General features: G+C 74.8%; 15 protein-coding genes. 8 read left to right on the forward strand and 7 right to left on the reverse strand.

Translation table 11 applies throughout. The annotated features are described in order from the left end of the window. From AC0OLQ_RS20245 to AC0OLQ_RS20255, 3 genes are all read right to left on the reverse strand, one after another. Window positions 1–606, reverse strand: a complete 606-nt coding sequence (locus AC0OLQ_RS20245; protein WP_484527525.1) for a hypothetical protein — start codon at window positions 604–606, stop codon at window positions 1–3. Between the two features lie 79 nt (window positions 607–685). After that, window positions 686–2293, reverse strand: a complete 1608-nt coding sequence (locus AC0OLQ_RS20250) for an AMP-binding protein (RefSeq protein ID WP_484527526.1) — start codon at window positions 2291–2293, stop codon at window positions 686–688. Next, on the reverse strand, window positions 2290–3981 hold the full coding sequence (locus AC0OLQ_RS20255; RefSeq protein WP_484527527.1) for an AMP-binding protein: 1692 nt from the start codon (window positions 3979–3981) through the stop codon (window positions 2290–2292). The genes AC0OLQ_RS20250 and AC0OLQ_RS20255 overlap by 4 nt, the downstream gene beginning before the upstream one ends. A 129-nt stretch (window positions 3982–4110) precedes the next feature. On the opposite strand from AC0OLQ_RS20255, the gene AC0OLQ_RS20260 reads away from it, so the two are divergent. After that, window positions 4111–4965 carry a helix-turn-helix transcriptional regulator gene (locus AC0OLQ_RS20260; protein WP_484527528.1) on the forward strand — a complete coding sequence of 285 codons (855 nt, stop codon included), beginning with the start codon at window positions 4111–4113 and terminating at the stop codon, window positions 4963–4965. 181 nt (window positions 4966–5146) lie between these two features. Here AC0OLQ_RS20260 and AC0OLQ_RS20265 read toward each other — a convergent pair whose 3' ends face one another. Then, window positions 5147–5581, reverse strand: coding sequence for a DUF6069 family protein (locus tag AC0OLQ_RS20265; RefSeq protein ID WP_484527529.1), 435 nt, complete (start codon window positions 5579–5581; stop codon window positions 5147–5149). 173 nt (window positions 5582–5754) lie between these two features. On the opposite strand from AC0OLQ_RS20265, the gene AC0OLQ_RS20270 reads away from it, so the two are divergent. Continuing rightward, the gene (locus AC0OLQ_RS20270; RefSeq protein WP_484527530.1) at window positions 5755–6858 is read left to right on the forward strand and encodes a sensor histidine kinase; all 1104 of its coding nucleotides are present in this window, start codon (window positions 5755–5757) and stop codon (window positions 6856–6858) included. A 173-nt stretch (window positions 6859–7031) separates the two neighbouring features. Beyond that, the gene (locus AC0OLQ_RS20275) at window positions 7032–7700 is read left to right on the forward strand and encodes a response regulator (protein WP_484527531.1); all 669 of its coding nucleotides are present in this window, start codon (window positions 7032–7034) and stop codon (window positions 7698–7700) included. Here AC0OLQ_RS20275 and AC0OLQ_RS20280 read toward each other — a convergent pair. Continuing rightward, window positions 7658–7882: a DUF6767 domain-containing protein gene (locus AC0OLQ_RS20280; RefSeq protein ID WP_484527532.1), complete on the reverse strand. Its 225-nt coding sequence runs from the start codon at window positions 7880–7882 to the stop codon at window positions 7658–7660. The two genes, AC0OLQ_RS20275 and AC0OLQ_RS20280, sit on opposite strands and share 43 nt — an antisense overlap. 363 nt (window positions 7883–8245) lie before the next feature. Here AC0OLQ_RS20280 and AC0OLQ_RS20285 point away from each other — a divergent pair, with 363 nt between their 5' ends. The 3 genes from AC0OLQ_RS20285 to AC0OLQ_RS20295 all read left to right on the forward strand — a co-directional run bounded on the left by AC0OLQ_RS20285 (window position 8246) and on the right by AC0OLQ_RS20295 (window position 10658). After that, window positions 8246–8734 carry a hypothetical protein gene (locus tag AC0OLQ_RS20285; RefSeq protein ID WP_357346098.1) on the forward strand — a complete coding sequence of 163 codons (489 nt, stop codon included), beginning with the start codon at window positions 8246–8248 and terminating at the stop codon, window positions 8732–8734. A gap of 67 nt (window positions 8735–8801) precedes the next feature. Beyond that, window positions 8802–9470 carry a class F sortase gene (locus tag AC0OLQ_RS20290; protein WP_484527533.1) on the forward strand — a complete coding sequence of 223 codons (669 nt, stop codon included), beginning with the start codon at window positions 8802–8804 and terminating at the stop codon, window positions 9468–9470. 75 nt (window positions 9471–9545) lie between these two features. Next, complete coding sequence (locus AC0OLQ_RS20295) at window positions 9546–10658, forward strand: magnesium and cobalt transport protein CorA (protein WP_484527534.1); 1113 nt, start codon at window positions 9546–9548, stop codon at window positions 10656–10658. On the opposite strand, the gene AC0OLQ_RS20300 is transcribed toward AC0OLQ_RS20295, so the two are convergent. Continuing rightward, the gene (locus AC0OLQ_RS20300; RefSeq protein WP_484527535.1) at window positions 10618–11661 is read right to left on the reverse strand and encodes a phosphotransferase family protein; all 1044 of its coding nucleotides are present in this window, start codon (window positions 11659–11661) and stop codon (window positions 10618–10620) included. The two genes, AC0OLQ_RS20295 and AC0OLQ_RS20300, sit on opposite strands and share 41 nt — an antisense overlap. A 116-nt stretch (window positions 11662–11777) precedes the next feature. Between AC0OLQ_RS20300 and AC0OLQ_RS20305 the strand changes: the two genes are divergently transcribed. Both AC0OLQ_RS20305 and AC0OLQ_RS20310 read left to right on the forward strand, forming a co-directional pair. Further along, window positions 11778–12554 (forward strand): SGNH/GDSL hydrolase family protein, encoded by a 777-nt coding sequence (locus tag AC0OLQ_RS20305; protein WP_484527536.1) that lies wholly within the window; start codon window positions 11778–11780, stop codon window positions 12552–12554. 149 nt (window positions 12555–12703) lie between these two features. Next, window positions 12704–14179, forward strand: coding sequence for a PhoX family protein (locus AC0OLQ_RS20310; RefSeq protein WP_484527537.1), 1476 nt, complete (start codon window positions 12704–12706; stop codon window positions 14177–14179). Between the two features lie 87 nt (window positions 14180–14266). On the opposite strand, the gene AC0OLQ_RS20315 is transcribed toward AC0OLQ_RS20310, so the two are convergent. After that, the gene (locus tag AC0OLQ_RS20315) at window positions 14267–14884 is read right to left on the reverse strand and encodes a mycothiol-dependent nitroreductase Rv2466c family protein (RefSeq protein WP_484527538.1); all 618 of its coding nucleotides are present in this window, start codon (window positions 14882–14884) and stop codon (window positions 14267–14269) included. Window positions 14885–15050 lie beyond the last annotated feature (166 nt).

Here is a 15050-nt window from a genome sequence, read left to right on the forward strand (position 1 = left end):
TCAGGGGTGGTGGACGCCGGCGACGGTGACGGCCATCCGGTCGCCGCCGGTCCGGACCGCCGCGCCGGCCTCCGCCGGGGCCTGTCCGGTGAGGACCAGCGCGAGGTCGCGCCCGACCGGGATGATCCAGTGCGCCTGCCACCAGGCGGCGCCGTCGTGCGCGTACGCGAGTTCCACCACGTCGATGTCGTCGTCCAGCACCCGCCGGTGGACGACCCGCTGCCCTGGGGCAACCAAGGCATCCGGCCCGGCCAGTCGGGCCAGCGGCACCGGCCCCTGCGGGAAGATCATCGCCTGGTCCGGGCCGAGCAGGTAGCACGGCGTCCCGTCCCCTGGTTCGGTGGGTGACTCCACGGCGAAGCCCGCCGGCCACCAGAGGCTGAACGGCCCCACCTCCAGCCGCCAGTCCCCGTCCGGGCCAGCGTCGACGTCCACCACGCCGGGCACCGACGCGGCGCCGGGCCCGACGACCGCCCGCCGCTCACCTCCGTCGCCGACGACGGTGACCTGGATCGTCGACGACCCGGCCGACCCGGTGAACCGGTACGGCCAGTACGGGACCAGCCGGGCGCCGTGCCCGGCCAGCCTGACGAACACGTGCCCCACGCCGACCTCCCCGAAGAAGACCGCTCAGGATAAGCCTCAGGATCGGGGGCCGGAACTGGGCCGCACCGGGGAGTGACGGTCAGGCGGGGCCCGCGTGGCGCAGCTCGACCTTGCGCACCTTGCCGCTGACCGTCATGGGGAAGGCGTCCATCACCCGCACGTACCGCGGGACCTTGTAGTGCGCCAGCCGGTCCCGGCAGAACTCGGCCACCTCCTCGACGGTGAGTGTGTCGTGCCCGTCGCGCAGGATCACGCAGGCCAGGATCTCCTCCCCGTAGCGCTCGTCGGGGACGCCGACCACCTGCACGTCGGAGATCTTCGGATGCCGGTAGAGGAACTCCTCGATCTCGCGCGGATAGACGTTCTCGCCGCCCCGGATGATCATGTCCTTGATCCGGCCGACGATGGTCAGGTAGCCGTCCTCGCGCATCACCGCCAGGTCGCCGGTGTGCATCCACCGCGCCGGGTCGATCGCCTCGGCGGTCTTCTCCGGCTCGTCCCAGTAGCCGAGCATCACCGAGTAGCCCCGGGTGCACAGCTCCCCCGGCTCGCCCCGGGGCACGGTCACCCCGGTCGCCGGGTCGACCACCTTGACCTCGACGTGCGGCAGCACCCGCCCCACCGTGGCGGTCCGCCGGTCGAGGTCGTCGTCGTGCCGGGTCTGGGTGGACACCGGCGAGGTCTCCGTCATGCCGTAGCAGATCGCCACCTCGGCCATGTGCATCCCGTCGATGACCCGCTTCATCACCTCGACCGGGCACGGCGAGCCGGCCATGATGCCGGTGCGCAGGCTGGACAGGTCGTGGGCGGCGAAGTCGGGCAGGGCCAGCTCGGCGATGAACATGGTCGGCACCCCGTACAGCGAGGTGGCCCGCTCGGCGGCGACCGCGCGCAGCGTCGCGGCCGGGTCGAAGGTCGGCGCCGGGATGATCACGCAGGCGCCGTGGCTGGTGGCCGCCAGGTTGCCCATCACCATGCCGAAGCAGTGGTAGAAGGGCACCGGCAGGCAGATCCGGTCCCGCTCGGTGTAGCGGACCAGCTCCCCCACGAAGTAGCCGTTGTTGAGGATGTTGTGGTGCGACAGCGTCGCGCCCTTCGGAAAGCCCGTGGTGCCCGAGGTGTACTGGATGTTGATCGGGTCGTCGCAGCTCAGTTCCGCCGCCCGGGCGGCCAGCCGCTCGACCGGCACCGCCGCCCCGCCGGCCACCAGGTCGTCCCAGCTCGACTCGCCGAGCCAGACCACCGTGCCCAGCGCCGGGCAGGCGTCCCGGACCTGGGCGACCATGCCCCGGTAGTCACTGCTCCGGTAGCCCGGCGAGGAGACCAGCAGGCTCACCCCGGACTGCTTCAGCACGTACTCCAGTTCGTGCCGCCGGTAGGCCGGGTTGATGTTCACCATGATCGCGCCGATCGTGGCGGTGGCGTACTGCACGAGGACCCACTCCGCGCAGTTCGGCGCCCAGATGCCGACCCGGTCACCCTTGGCGACCCCCGCCGCCAGGAGGCCGCGGGCCAGCTCAGCCACCGCGCGGCCGAATTCGGCGTACGTCCAGCGCCGGCCGCTCGGGCAGTCGACCAGGGCCTCCCGCTCCGGGTACGCCTCGACCGCGCGGGCCAGGTTCGCGCCGATGGTGTCGCCGAGCAGCGGGGCGTCGGAGGTCCCGCTGGCGTAGGAGGGCAGGCTCACCGGAAGTCCTCCTCGCGGTACTCGCCGGCCGGCCGCGCGTCGGCGGCGGCGTGCTTGTCCCGCTCGGCGGCGCGCAGCTCGGTCCGGCGGATCTTGCCGGAGATGGTCTTCGGCAGGTCGGCGAACTCCAACCGCCGCACCCGCAGGTACGGGGCCAGCCGGGCCCGCGAATGGGCGAAGAGCGCCGCCGCGGTCTCCGGGCCGGGCGCCCACCCGGGCGCGAGCACCACGTACGCCTTCGGCACGGCCAGCCGCACCGGGTCCGGTGACGGCACCACCGCCGCCTCGGCCACCGCCTCGTGCTCCAGCAGCACGCTCTCCAGCTCGAACGGCGACACCCGGTAGTCCGACGCCTTGAACACGTCGTCGGTGCGCCCCACGTAGGTGAGGTAGCCGTCGCCGTCCCGGGAGGCGATGTCCCCGGTGTGGTACCAGCCGTCGCGCATGGCGGTGGCGGTCAGCTCGTCGTCGCCGTGGTAGCCGACCATCAGCGCGGTGGGCCGGTGCGCCAGGTCCAGGCAGACCTCCCCGTCGTCGCCCACCTCCCCGGTGACCGGGTCGACGAGGCGCACCACGTAGCCGGGCAGCGGACGCCCCATCGAGCCGGGCTTCACCGGCGCGCCTGGCGGGTTGCCGATCTGCGCGGTGGTCTCGGTCTGCCCGTACCCGTCCCGGACGGTGACCCCCCAGGCCGCCTCGACCTGCTCGATCACCTCGGGGTTCAGCGGCTCCCCCGCGCCGACCACGCTGCGCGGCGGGCGGGCGAGCTGGGTCAGGTCGGCCTGGATCAGCATCCGCCACACCGTCGGCGGCGCGCAGAAGCTGGTCACCCCGCACCGGTCCATGGCGGCCATCAAGCCGGCCGGGTCGAAGCGCGAGTAGTTGTAGACGAACACCGTGGCGCCGGCGTTCCACGGCGCGAACACGTTGCTCCAGGCGTGCTTCGCCCAGCCCGGCGAGGAGATGTTCAAGTGCACGTCCCCGGGGCGCAGCCCGATCCAGTACATGGTGGACAGGTGCCCCACCGGATACGAGGCGTGGGTGTGCTCGACCAGCTTCGGCCGGGCCGTCGTGCCGGAGGTGAAGTAGAGCAGCAGCGGGTCGTCGGCCCGGGTCGGCCCGTCCGGGCTGAACACGTCGTCCGCCCCGTACGCCTCGGCGTAGTCGTGCCAGCCGTCGACCGGGGCGCCGACCGCGATCCGGGTGTAGTCGCCGGCCACCTCGGCGAACTTGCCGGCGTGCTCCGCCCCGACCACCACGTGCCGGGCCCCGCCGCGCGCCAGGCGGTCGGCCAGGTCCGCCGGGCCGAGCAGCGGCGTCGCCGGGATGATCACCGCGCGCAGCTTGATCGCGGCGAGGATGGTCTCCCACAGTTCGAGCTGGTTGCCGAGCATGAGGATCAGCCGGTCACCGGCCCGCACACCGCGAGCGCGCAGCCAGTTCGCCACCCGGTTCGAGCGGCCGGACAGCTCGGAGTACGACCAGCTGCCCTCGCCGCCGTCCGCCTCGACGATCCGCAGCGCGGTGTCGTCGTTGCCCTCGGCGAGCACGTCGAACCAGTCCAGCGCCCAATTGAACTCGTCGAGCCGGGGCCAGCGGAACTTCTCGTACGCGATCTCGTGGTCCGTCCGGTGCGCGAGCAGGAAGTCGCGCGCCTCGCGGAAGGCCTGGGTGCCGGCGGTGGCCATGGGGATGTCCTTCCTGTCCCAGGCGCGCGGCCGGGAGGGGACGTCGCCGCGCGCAGTACGCTGATCCTCGATCGAGTGACGCAGGTCTCACCACCCCCGGACGGGGGTGGCCGGCGGGGAGGTGGCCAGGTGGTGACGCTCTACCCGCGCGACGACGCCGACGAGGTGCGGGGCGGCCTGCTGACCCTGCGCCGCGGCACCGGCCTGCCGGTCGCCTTCGGCGGGCTGGTCCAGCCCGGCGGCCGGCCCCGGATGACCATCACCGAGCTGGCGGGCACCAGCACGACCGCGCTGCGCGGCCTCGCCATCCACGCCGGCGCCGGCCTCGGCGGCAAGGCGCTCGCCCTCGGGCTGCCGCTGCGGGTCGACGACTACCCGGTGGCCCGCTCGATCAGCCACGAGTACGACGCCCCGGTCTCCGCCGAAGGGCTGCGCTCGGTGGTCGCCGTGCCGGTGGTGGTACGCCGCGAGGTCCGTGCGGTCCTCTACGGCGCCGTACGCCAGCGCCTGCCCCTCGGCGACCGCCTGGTGGCCGCCGCCATGGACGCCGGCCGGGACCTGGAACGCCGCCTCGCGGACCGGGACGCCGCACGGGCGGCGCTGGCCGCCCTGCCGGCCGTGCCGCTCGGCCCGGATCCGGCCGGGCCCGAGTGGGAGCAGGTCCGCCAGGCGCACGCCGAACTGCGCGCCCTGCTGGCCCGGATCGCCGACCCGGAATTGCGCGACCGCCTCGACGCCGTCGCCGACCGGCTCGCCGGCGCGGTACGCCGCCCGGGACCGCCGGCGGCGGTGACCCTGTCGCCCCGGGAGACCGACGTGCTGGCCTGCGTCGCGCTGGGCTGCACGAACGCGGACGTGGCCGGGCAGCTCGGGCTGCGGCCGGAGACGGTGAAGAGCTACCTGCGCTCGGCCATGCGCAAGCTTGGCGCCCACACCCGTCTCGAGGTCGTGGTCGCCGCCCGCCGCGCCGGCCTCCTCCCCTAGCCCGGCCCAGCCTGCCCGCCGTGCGGGAGCCGACGCTCCTCGGTCGTGCCGACCCGCACACTGCCTAAGGCGTCCTAGGAGGCTAGCTGAATTCTCCCTGGACAGGGAGATGCATCGGCGCGGACGCGCGAAGTCGGGTCGGGGCCGCCCACACCCGTGGCGCCAGCCCCGATCCGGCATCTCAACGGCGGGCGGTGCGCCTCAGCAGCGGGACGAGCACGGCGGCGGCCAACAGGTGCATGGCCACCAGGGTCAGGGTCGCCGTCGTCCCCACTCCCCCGCTCAGCGGGCCGAGCAGCGACAGCAGCAGCGCCAGCCCGGCCACGCCGGTCCAGACGGCCCGTGCCCGAGCGGTGAACCGCTCCAGCACGGCCAGCAGCGCCCACCCCGCCAGGCCGGCGAGAACGGTGCTGAGGGCGACCGCGACCGGGGTCACCTTCTGCTCGGTCCCGCCGTTGCGGGCGACCAGATCCACCCCGGCCACAGGGACGGCGGCGACCCACAGGGCCAGGGTGGCGACGGTGGCGGCGAGCACCGCCAGGGCACGGTCCCGGCGGCGGCTGGCCGGACGGGTGGCGGTGCCGGCGGTGCTGGTCGGCGTGATCGTGGTATCCATCGGTGCGTACCTCCATCAGTTCAGGTCGGTCACCGGGGACACTAGGCCCGCGCCGGGGTTCCGGGGATCCCGCCGCGGACCGGTTCGGCGCTCCGTCCCGGGGACCAGGTCCGGCCGAGATCTCCGTCTGGCGACCGATGAATCCGGGTCGGTGGGCGGCCTAGCATCCGGGCGTGAACTGCCGGTCCCGCTCCCGTTTCCTGCTGCTGCTCGACGGCGGCATCGCCGCGGTGATGCTCGCCGTCGCCCTGACCGTCGTGCTCGCCCCGGGCACCCCTCCGGCCTCGGCGGGTGGGACCGCCGCGGCGGTCGGCCTCGCCACCGCGCAGGCCAGCTGTCTGCTGTGGATCCGCCGGCGACCGGGGTACGCGCTGGCGGTGGCCGCGCTCGCCGGCGTCGGGCTCGAGGCGCTCTGTCCCCCGCTCGGCTGGCTCGGCCTGGTCACCGTGCCGCTGGCGTACGTGGCCCGGCTCCGCCCGCCGCGGTTCTCGCTGGTCGCATTGGGGCTGCTGCTCCTCCCGACGCCGTGGGAGCTGGCCACCGGGGGCTGGCGGGACCTGCTGTTCGCGGTGACCGCGCTGGGTCTCGGCTGGGCTCTCGGTGAGCTGCAACGGGGGCACGCCCAGCGCCGCCGCGACCGGCAGCGGCAGGTGCTTGCCCGGGAGCGGGATCGGATCTCCCGCGAGCTGCACGACGTGGTGGCCCACCACGTGGCGGTCATCGCCGTGCAGGCCGCCGCAGCCGAGGACGTCTTCGACGCGCACCCGGAGCGGGCCCGGGCCGCGCTCGGCGCGATCAACGCGGCGGCCCGGTCGGCGCTGACCGAACTGCGGGCGATGCTGCACGCGCTGGCCACCGACGACGGCACCGATCCGGACGGGCCGCAGCCGGGCCTGGCACAGCTCGACGCCCTCGCCGACGCCGTCCGGGCGGTCGGCATCGAGGTCACCATGGACCGGGACGCCGGCGCCGAGGACCTTCCCGGCGGGGTGCAGCTGTCGGCGTACCGGATCGTCCAGGAGTCGCTGACCAACGCGTTGCGGCACAGCCACGCCACCCGGGCCGACGTCAGCGTCCGCTACGACGACGGGGTGCTGCGCCTGGCGGTGGTCGACGACGGCACCGCGGCGCCTCGCTGGCCGGGTGCGGGTGGGGGCCGGGGCATCGTCGGGATGCGCGAGCGGGCCCGGCTGCTGGGCGGCACGCTGGAGGCCGGTCCGCTGCCCGCGGGCGGGTTCCGCGTCGAGGCCCGGCTGCCGGTGGGGGTGGCACTGTGAGCGCGAGGAGTGAGCCGGGTCTGCGAGCCCCGCAGTCGCGAACCGAGGTGGCACTGTGAGCGCGAGGAGTGAGCCGGGCCTGCGAGCCCCGCAGTCGCGAACCGAGGTGGCACTGTGAGCGCGAGGAGTGAGCCGGGCCTGCGAGCCCCGCAGTCGCGAACCGAGGTGACGCGGTGAGCGTCCGCGTGGTGATCGCCGACGACCAGGCTCTGATCCGCGCCGGGCTCGCGATGATCATCGACGCCCGGCCGGACCTGACCGTGGTCGGCGAGGCCGCCGACGGGGTCGAGGCCGTGGCGGTGGCGAACCGGACCCGTCCGGACGTGGTGCTCATGGACGTGCGGATGCCCCGGCAGGACGGCATCGCCGCCACCCGGGACCTGGTGTCCGGCGGCAATTCGGCCCGGGTGGTCATGCTCACCACCTTCGATCTCGACGAGCACGTGTACGCGGCGCTGCGCGCCGGGGCCAGCGCCTTCCTCCTCAAGGACACCCGCCCGGCCGACCTGGCCGAGGCGGTGCGGGTGGTGGCCCGCGGCGAGGCGCTGCTCGCGCCGACGGTGACCCGCCGGCTGCTCGACCGGTTCGCCGACCGGCTGCCCGGCGGGGCCGCCGACCGGGGGCGACTCGCCGCCCTCACCGCCCGCGAGGTGGAGGTGCTGACGCTCGCCGCGCGGGCACTGTCCAATGCGGAGATCGCCGAACGGCTGTTCCTGAGTACCGCCACCGTGAAGACGCACGTCTCCGCCGTGCTCACCAAACTCGGCCTGCGCGACCGGATCCAGGCGGTGGTCTTCGCCTACGACGTGGGCCTGGTCCGCCCCGAGCCGCCGCCCGGCTGACCCACCCGCCGGTCGAGCCGGGTGCGGTGCACGCCCTCGCGCAGCTCGTCGTCCCCCATCACCAGCCACACCAGGCCGCAGTCCTGCGGACCGGTGACGTCGACCTGGCAGAGGGTGCACGGTTCGCTGGGGCGGATCGGGCAGCTCGCCGTCGGCCGGGACGTCCGCGTCGCGGTGCTCACGCCTCCAGGGTGCCGCGCCCCCGGGGGCGCCCGTCAGGGCCGTTGGTCCCCACCCGGGGACCGCCCCGAGCCGGACCGGACGGCCACAGCCGGGTCGAACCGGACAGACGCACCACGGACCGTCCGGACGGGACGTCGCGCGCGAGGCGGGACGGGCCGTCCGGCCCGGCCGCCCGTGGTGGGCGGGCATGTCCGTCGCACCCGGGAGCGACCGGGAACACGTGACGGCAACGAAGATTTCTCAATTACGCCTAGTGACCGCCGCAACCCTCCTAGTGTTGGCCACACCGGTGCTAGTCACGGAGTTGGCCACCCGAACGGCGTCCCACGCAGACAGCGGACGAAAAGTGAGGGAAGACGCGGATGAAGGCAAAGACAGTTCTCGGATCGGCGGCGGTCGGCGTGGGCCTGGGCACACTGCTGCTCCCGGCCGCCGCCCTCGCGGACACCACCGTCTCACCGGCCACCACCCCGGTCGGCGGGACCGTCGTGCTCACCACGACGTCGTGCAATCCGAAGGCGGGCGACGCGATCTTCCGCGTCACCGGTCCGAACCGGGACCAGAACGTCAGGTCCACCACCGCCGCGGCGGGCGGCGGGCTGAGCGCGGAACTCTTCACCGCCGGGTTCACCCTCGGCACGTACACGGTCACCGCCACCTGCGGTGACGGCAGCAACGGCGGCACGGCCAGCTTCACGGTCACCCCGATCGGCGGCGCGCAGGCCGGCGCCGGCGGCCGGGACGGCGACACCGGCGTGCTGGTCGCAGGCGGCGCGTTGGCCGCCGCGGCGGTCGCCGGCGGGACGTACGTGATGGTGCGCCGCCGCCGGCGCGCGACCGCCGTCGCCTGACGGCCCGCCACACCATCCCTGAGCGGGTGCCCGCGCCGGTCCGACCGGCGCGGGCCACGCGTCCCCGATGGACGGAGGTGGGACCCTGTCGTCGCAGCGCCACCGGACGGACGGGCCGTCGAGAGCCCGCACCGCCGCCATCGTCGCGGCAGTCACCCTGGCCGGCGCCACCGGCGCCGGGCTGGTCGCCGCCGGCCTCGGCACCACCTCGGAACCGCCGCCCCAGCCGGGCGCCTCGGCCGCGCCGACCGCCGAGCGCTCCGGCTCGCCCGGCCCGGTGCTCCCCCGCTCGAAGCCCGTCCGCGTCACCATCCCCCGCATCGGCGTCGACGCCGACATCGTCCCGGTCGCCACCGACGACAACGGCGCCCTGGAGGTGCCGCCGCTGGACCATCCGGAGATCGCCGGCTGGTACCGCCGCGGCCCCACCCCCGGCGAGGCCGGCAACGCCGTGCTGGTGGGACACGTCGACACGCTGCACGGCCCGGCCGTCTTCTTCGACCTGGGCCGGCTGCGTCCCGGCGACACCGTGAAGGTCACCCGGGCCGACGGCCGGGTCGCGGTGTTCACCGTGGACGGCGTCGGCGCGTACCCGAAGGAGCGCTTCCCCACCGAGCGGGTGTACGGCGGGGGCGCCGAGGCCCGGCTCCGGCTGATCACCTGCGGCGGCCGGTTCGACCCGCGCACCGGCAACTACCCGGACAACATCGTGGTCTTCGCCACCGCCGCCCGCTGACGCGGGCCCGACACCGCCGCGGCGCCGGCAGGCCGTACGGTAGGCCGTCAGTTCCTCGGCGGGTGGAGGTGCGCGGTGGGCCGGTCGGCGGCACGGACCCGGTGGGGCGGACAGCTGCTGCCCGGCCTCGTCGCCCGCCTGCTCGGGCGCACCGACGAGGCGGCCGGGCCGGCACCGCGCCGGGCCAATCCCGACGCGGTGGTCGACTGCGCGGTCTACGCGGCCGGCCGGCGGGAGCCGGGCCGTCCGCACTACGCCGACGCGTACGAGCGGGCCCGCCGCACCCGGAAGGCGTTCGTCTGGCTCGGGCTGCACGAGCCGGGCGCGGCGGTGATGGCCGCGGTCGGCCGGACCTTCGGGCTGGACGAGCTGCTGGTGGCCCAGGCCCTCGCCGACGGGCACCGCCCCACCGTGCAGCGGCACGGTGACGTGACGCTGCTGGTGCTGCGCACGGCGGGCTACGTCGAGCACACCGAGCTGACCGCCACCTCCGAGGTGATCGACACCGGCGACGTGATGGTGTTTCTCGGCGACCGGTTCGCGCTCACCGTCCGGCACGGCGCGACCGGCGCGCTGGCCCCGGTGCGGGAGGACGTGCAGCGCCGGCCGGGCCTGCTGGCCGAGGGTCCGTGGGCGGTGGCGTACGCGGTCTGCGCCCCGATGGTCGACCTCTACCTGGAGGTCGCCGGGCACCTGGAGCGGGACCTGGAGCGGGTCGAGGAGAGCGTCTTCGCCCGCGACCGGGACGCCGACATCCAGCACATCTACCAGCTCAAGCGGGAGGTGGTGGAGTTCAAGCGGGCGGTGCTGCCGTTGCAAGCGCCGCTGCGCGCGCTGCTGGAGCGGCGGGGCGAGGGCCCGCCGCCGGCGCTGCACCGCTGGTTCGCCGACGTGGAGAGCCGGCTCACCCGGGCGGTGGACCGGATCGGCTCGTACGACGACCTGCTGAACTCGATCCTCCAGTCCCGGCTGGCGCAGCTCGCCGTGGAGCAGAACAACGACATGCGCAAGATCGCGGCGTGGGCGGCGATCGCCGCGACGCAGACCGCGGTGGCCGGCGTCTACGGGATGAACTTCGCGCACATGCCGGAGCTGGGCTGGCGGTACGGCTACGCGGGCGCACTCCTGCTGATGGCGGCGGCCGCGGTCACCCTGCACCGGCTGTTCCGGCGCTCCGGCTGGCTCTGAGCGGTCGCGGCCGGTCCAGGTCGGACAGCTCGGCGTCGAGCAGCTCGGCGAGGCGGTCCACCCGCCACGGGTCGGACTCGGCCGTGATGCCGCGGCTGGGCATCTCCACGGTCATCAGCAGGTAGAGGTGCAGCCGGTAGAGCCCGAGCCGGCGGCGCGCCCCGGCGTCCAGCGGGAACGGCGCGACCGCCCGGTAGGCCCGCACGAGCGGATCGTCCGGCTCGTCCTCGGCGCGCCGGAACAGCAGCGGCGACACCAGGTCCAGCAGGGGGTCGCCCCAGAGGTGGCGCTCGCCGTCGACCAGCCCGCTGAGCCGGGGCGTCCCGTCCGGGCCGTCGATGGCGAGCACGTTGCCGGCCCAGCCGTCGAAGTGCAGCAGCGCCGGGCGGCGTACCGCGTCGAGGACGGCGGCGTGCCGGTCGACCAGCTCGCGGATCCGGGCCGCCGGCACGGGCAGCGGCACCGCCCAGTCCGCCGCGTCGGCCAGCAGGTCGTCCAGTATGGCCGTGTAGGCGCCCCGCCAGGTGGGCGCGCCGGTCCGGCCGCCGTCGTAGCCGTAGTGGTCGCCGGTGACGCCGTGCAGCGTGGCGAGCGCCCGGCCGAACTCGGCCCGGACCGGGCCCACCTCGGCGCCGGCCTCGGTCAGGTCCCACAGGGTGCGGCCGGGCAGCAGGCCGGTGAGCAGCCAGTCGCCGAGCACCGGGTCGCGGCCGTGGTGCAGCAGCGGCGGCACCGGCACCCCCGGCGCCCGCGCCGCGACCAGCCGCAGGTAGCGGGCCTCCGCCCCGATCATGTCCCGCTCGTAGCGCAGCAGCGGCACGCGCGGCGGCGGCCCCACCTTGAGCACCACGGTCTGCCCGTCGTCCAGGGTCACCCACCACACGGCGGCGAACCCCCCGCCGGTCAGTGGCCCGCAGCCGGTCACCCCGGGCGCCGGGCCGAGGGACGCGGCCACGTAGCGCCGGACCTGGTCCGGGTCGAGGCGGCGTTGGGTCGGGCTCATCGCCGGGCTCATCCGGCCCGCCCACAGGTGATCGGGTTCATGTCCCGCACCAGGCTAGTGGTCGCGGCGCGCGGGCGGTGTCCCCGGAGCCGCCGTGGCTTCGTAGGCTGGCGCGCATGATGTGGCGGCGGTACGTGGCGATCGGCGACAGCACCACCGAAGGGCTGGACGACCCGGACGGGGCGGGCGGCTACCGGGGCTGGGCCGACCGGTTCGCCCTCGCGGTGGCTCGCGCCCAGGGCGGCCTGGAGTACGCCAACCTCGCCATCCGCGGTCGCACCACCGCGCGGATCCGCAGCGAGCAACTGCCGGTGGCGCTGGAGCTGGCCCCCGACCTGGCGACCGTGGTCGCCGGCATGAACGACGTGCTGCGACCGTCGTTCGACGCCGACCGGGTGGCCGAGGACGTGCGCGCGATGCAGCGGGCACTGGTCGGCCAGGGCGCTACCGTGCTCACCTTCACCCTGCCCGACCCGGCGCCGGTCATGCCGCTGGCCCGCCCGCTGCGCGGCCGGGTGCTGGCGCTCAACGCGGCGGTTCGCGCGGCCACCGCCGAGACCGGAGCCACCCTGCTCGACCTGGGCGCGCACCCGGTGGCCTCGGACCCGCGACTGTGGAGCGACGACCGGCTGCACGCCAACACCGCCGGCCACGAGCGGATCGCCGCGGCGCTCGCGCACACCGCCGGCGTGCCCGGCTACGACGACTCGTGGTCGCAGCCGCTGCCGCCGGCCGCCCGCCGGCCCCGGCACCAGGCGGTCCGCGCCGAGCTGGCCTGGACCCGGCGGCACCTGCTGCCGTGGCTGGGACGGCACCTGCGGGGGCGCTCCTCGGGCGACGACCGGGTGGCGAAGCGGCCCGTACCGCTGCCGGTGGAGCTGCCGGCCTCCTGAGCCGCCCGACCACGCGGAGCTGAGGTCCTGAACCGGGCCCTGGCGACAGTGCCGAGAGCTTGCCATGCGGTGAACAGGTGACGAGGATCACTCGGAGGATCGGTCCCCGGCCCCGACGGACGGAGACCTGGCGACAAAGGAGTCCCCCGATGCCTGATCTCAACCGGCGCACCCTGCTGCGCGGCGCCGCCACCGCGGCCGGCGGCGCCGTCCTCGGCGGCCCGTTCATCGGGTTCGTGGCGCGCGGCGAGGCCGGTGCGGTCGGCCGGCGTCCGGCACCCGACCCGACCCTGGGGCCGGTGCCGGACCTGCGCGACGGCAAGGTCCGCCTGCACCTGCCCGACGGCTTCCGGTACCGCTCGTTCCACGACACCGAGTTCCCCGTGACGCTGGACGACGGCACGCGGCTGCCCGGCCGGCACGACGGCATGGGCGCCTTCCGCGGGCCGGACGGCACCGTCCGGCTGGTCCGCAACCACGAGGTGAACAACCCCGGCCCCGCCTTCGGCGACCCCGCCGCGGCGTACGACCCGATGGCGCAGGGCGGCACCACCACGGTCGAGGTCACCCGCTACGGCGAGGTCCGACGCTCGTGGACCAGCCTGAACGGCACCATGATGAACTGCTCCGGTGGTCGGATGCCCTGGGGCAGCTGGATCACCTGCGAGGAGACGGTCAACGGGCCGGACGTCGGCCCCGACTTCACCGGCGCCTCCAACGTGCCCCTCACCCAGCCGCACGGCTTCATCTACGAGGTACCCGCGGACGGGCAGTCGGACCGGGCGCCGGTCACCGCCGCCGGCCGGTTCGCGCACGAGTCGGTGGCCTACGACCCGCGCGGCGGGCACCTGTACCTGACCGAGGACAACTTCGGCTTCCCGTCCGGCTTCTACCGGTACACGCCCCCCGCGGACCCGATGAAGTCCGGCCGGCTGGCCGACGGGGGCCGGCTGCAGATGCTCGCGGTGCGGGGCCGCCGCAATCTGAACCTGGCCGCGGGGCAGCGGCCGCACGCGACGTACCCGGTGCAGTGGGTGGACATCGACGACCCGGCACCGCGATTCCCGTACACCCCCGGTCAGGTCGCGCCGACGACGAACGACCAGGCGCTGACGTATGTCTCGCGGCAGGGCTGGGACCGGGGCGCCGCCTACTTCTCCCGCCTGGAGGGGTCGGCGTACGACGACGGCGTCGTCTACTTCACCGCCACTCAGGGCGGTGGCCCAGCGGAGACCTCGACCGGCCCCGTCGCCGACGGATACGGCAACGGGCACGGCCAGGTGTGGGCGTACGACTGCCGGGCGCAGGTGCTGCGGTTGCTGTACGAGTCGCCCGGGCCCGATGTGCTGGACTTCCCGGACAACGTGAGCACCAGCCCGCGCGGCACACTGGTGGTCTGCGAGGACAACGTGAACGACAACTACGTCCGGGGGCTCACCCCACGCGGCGAGTTGTTCGACATCGCATTGAACCGGTTGGTCAGCAGCACCGGAGCGGACCGGTCCAACGACGAGTTCGCCGGCTCCACCTTCAGCCCGGACGGACACACCCTGTTCGTCAACATCCAGGCGAGCCGGGGTATGACGTTCGCGATCTGGGGTGACTGGTCCCGGATCGGGGTCTGAGACGCGGGCCGCGGCGGGTGGGGTGCCCCACCCGCCGCGGCCGGGTCATGCGGATCCGGGCGCGGGGAGCAGGCGACCGGACACGGCTCAGTGCTCGATCGGCCGGCGGGTGCGCGCCCGCTTCAGCTCGAAGAACCCGTCGGTGCCGGAGACCAGCAGCACCCCGTCCCAGAGCCGGCCGGCCTCCTCGCCGCGCGGGATCGGGGCCAGCACCGGCCCGAAGAACGCGTGCACCCGCCCGTCGGCGTGGGTGACGTGGATGGTCGGCGTGCCGAGGTCCTCGCCGACCGGCGCAAGCCCGGCGTGGTGGCTGGCCCGCAGCGCCTCGTCGTGGTCGGTGGTGTCGGCGGCGTCGGCCAGTTCCGCGGGCAGGCCGACCTCGGTCAGCGCCGCCACGTACAGCTCCCGGCCGATCGGGGCGCGCTCGTGGTGGATCCGCTCGCCGAGCGCCGTGTAGAGGTCGCGCAGCACCTCCGGGCCGTACTTCTGTTCGGCGGCCACACAGACCCGGACCGGGCCCAGGCCGGGCTTCAGCCACTCCCGGTACCACTCCTCCAGCCCCTCGCGCCCCTCGTTGAGCAGGGACAGGCTCATCACGTGGAAGCGGATCGGCACGCTGCGCACCCGCTCCACCTCCAGCAGCCAGCGGGAGGCGTTCCAGGCCCACGGGCAGCGCGGGTCGAACCACATGTCGGCGGTGGGCATCGTCGTCTCGGTCCCTTCGGAGGTGTCGGTTGCCGTGTCGACGGTAGGCCGCCAAGTGGCCTATCAGCAGAGCCAATCCACGGGCCGATGACTGAGCCAATCGACGGGTCGTCCGCGCCGGGTTTGACCACCCGGCGCGGTGGGAAGACACGCGCGCCGCGCGGGC

Source organism: Micromonospora sp. Utrum1 (assembly GCF_057197805.1).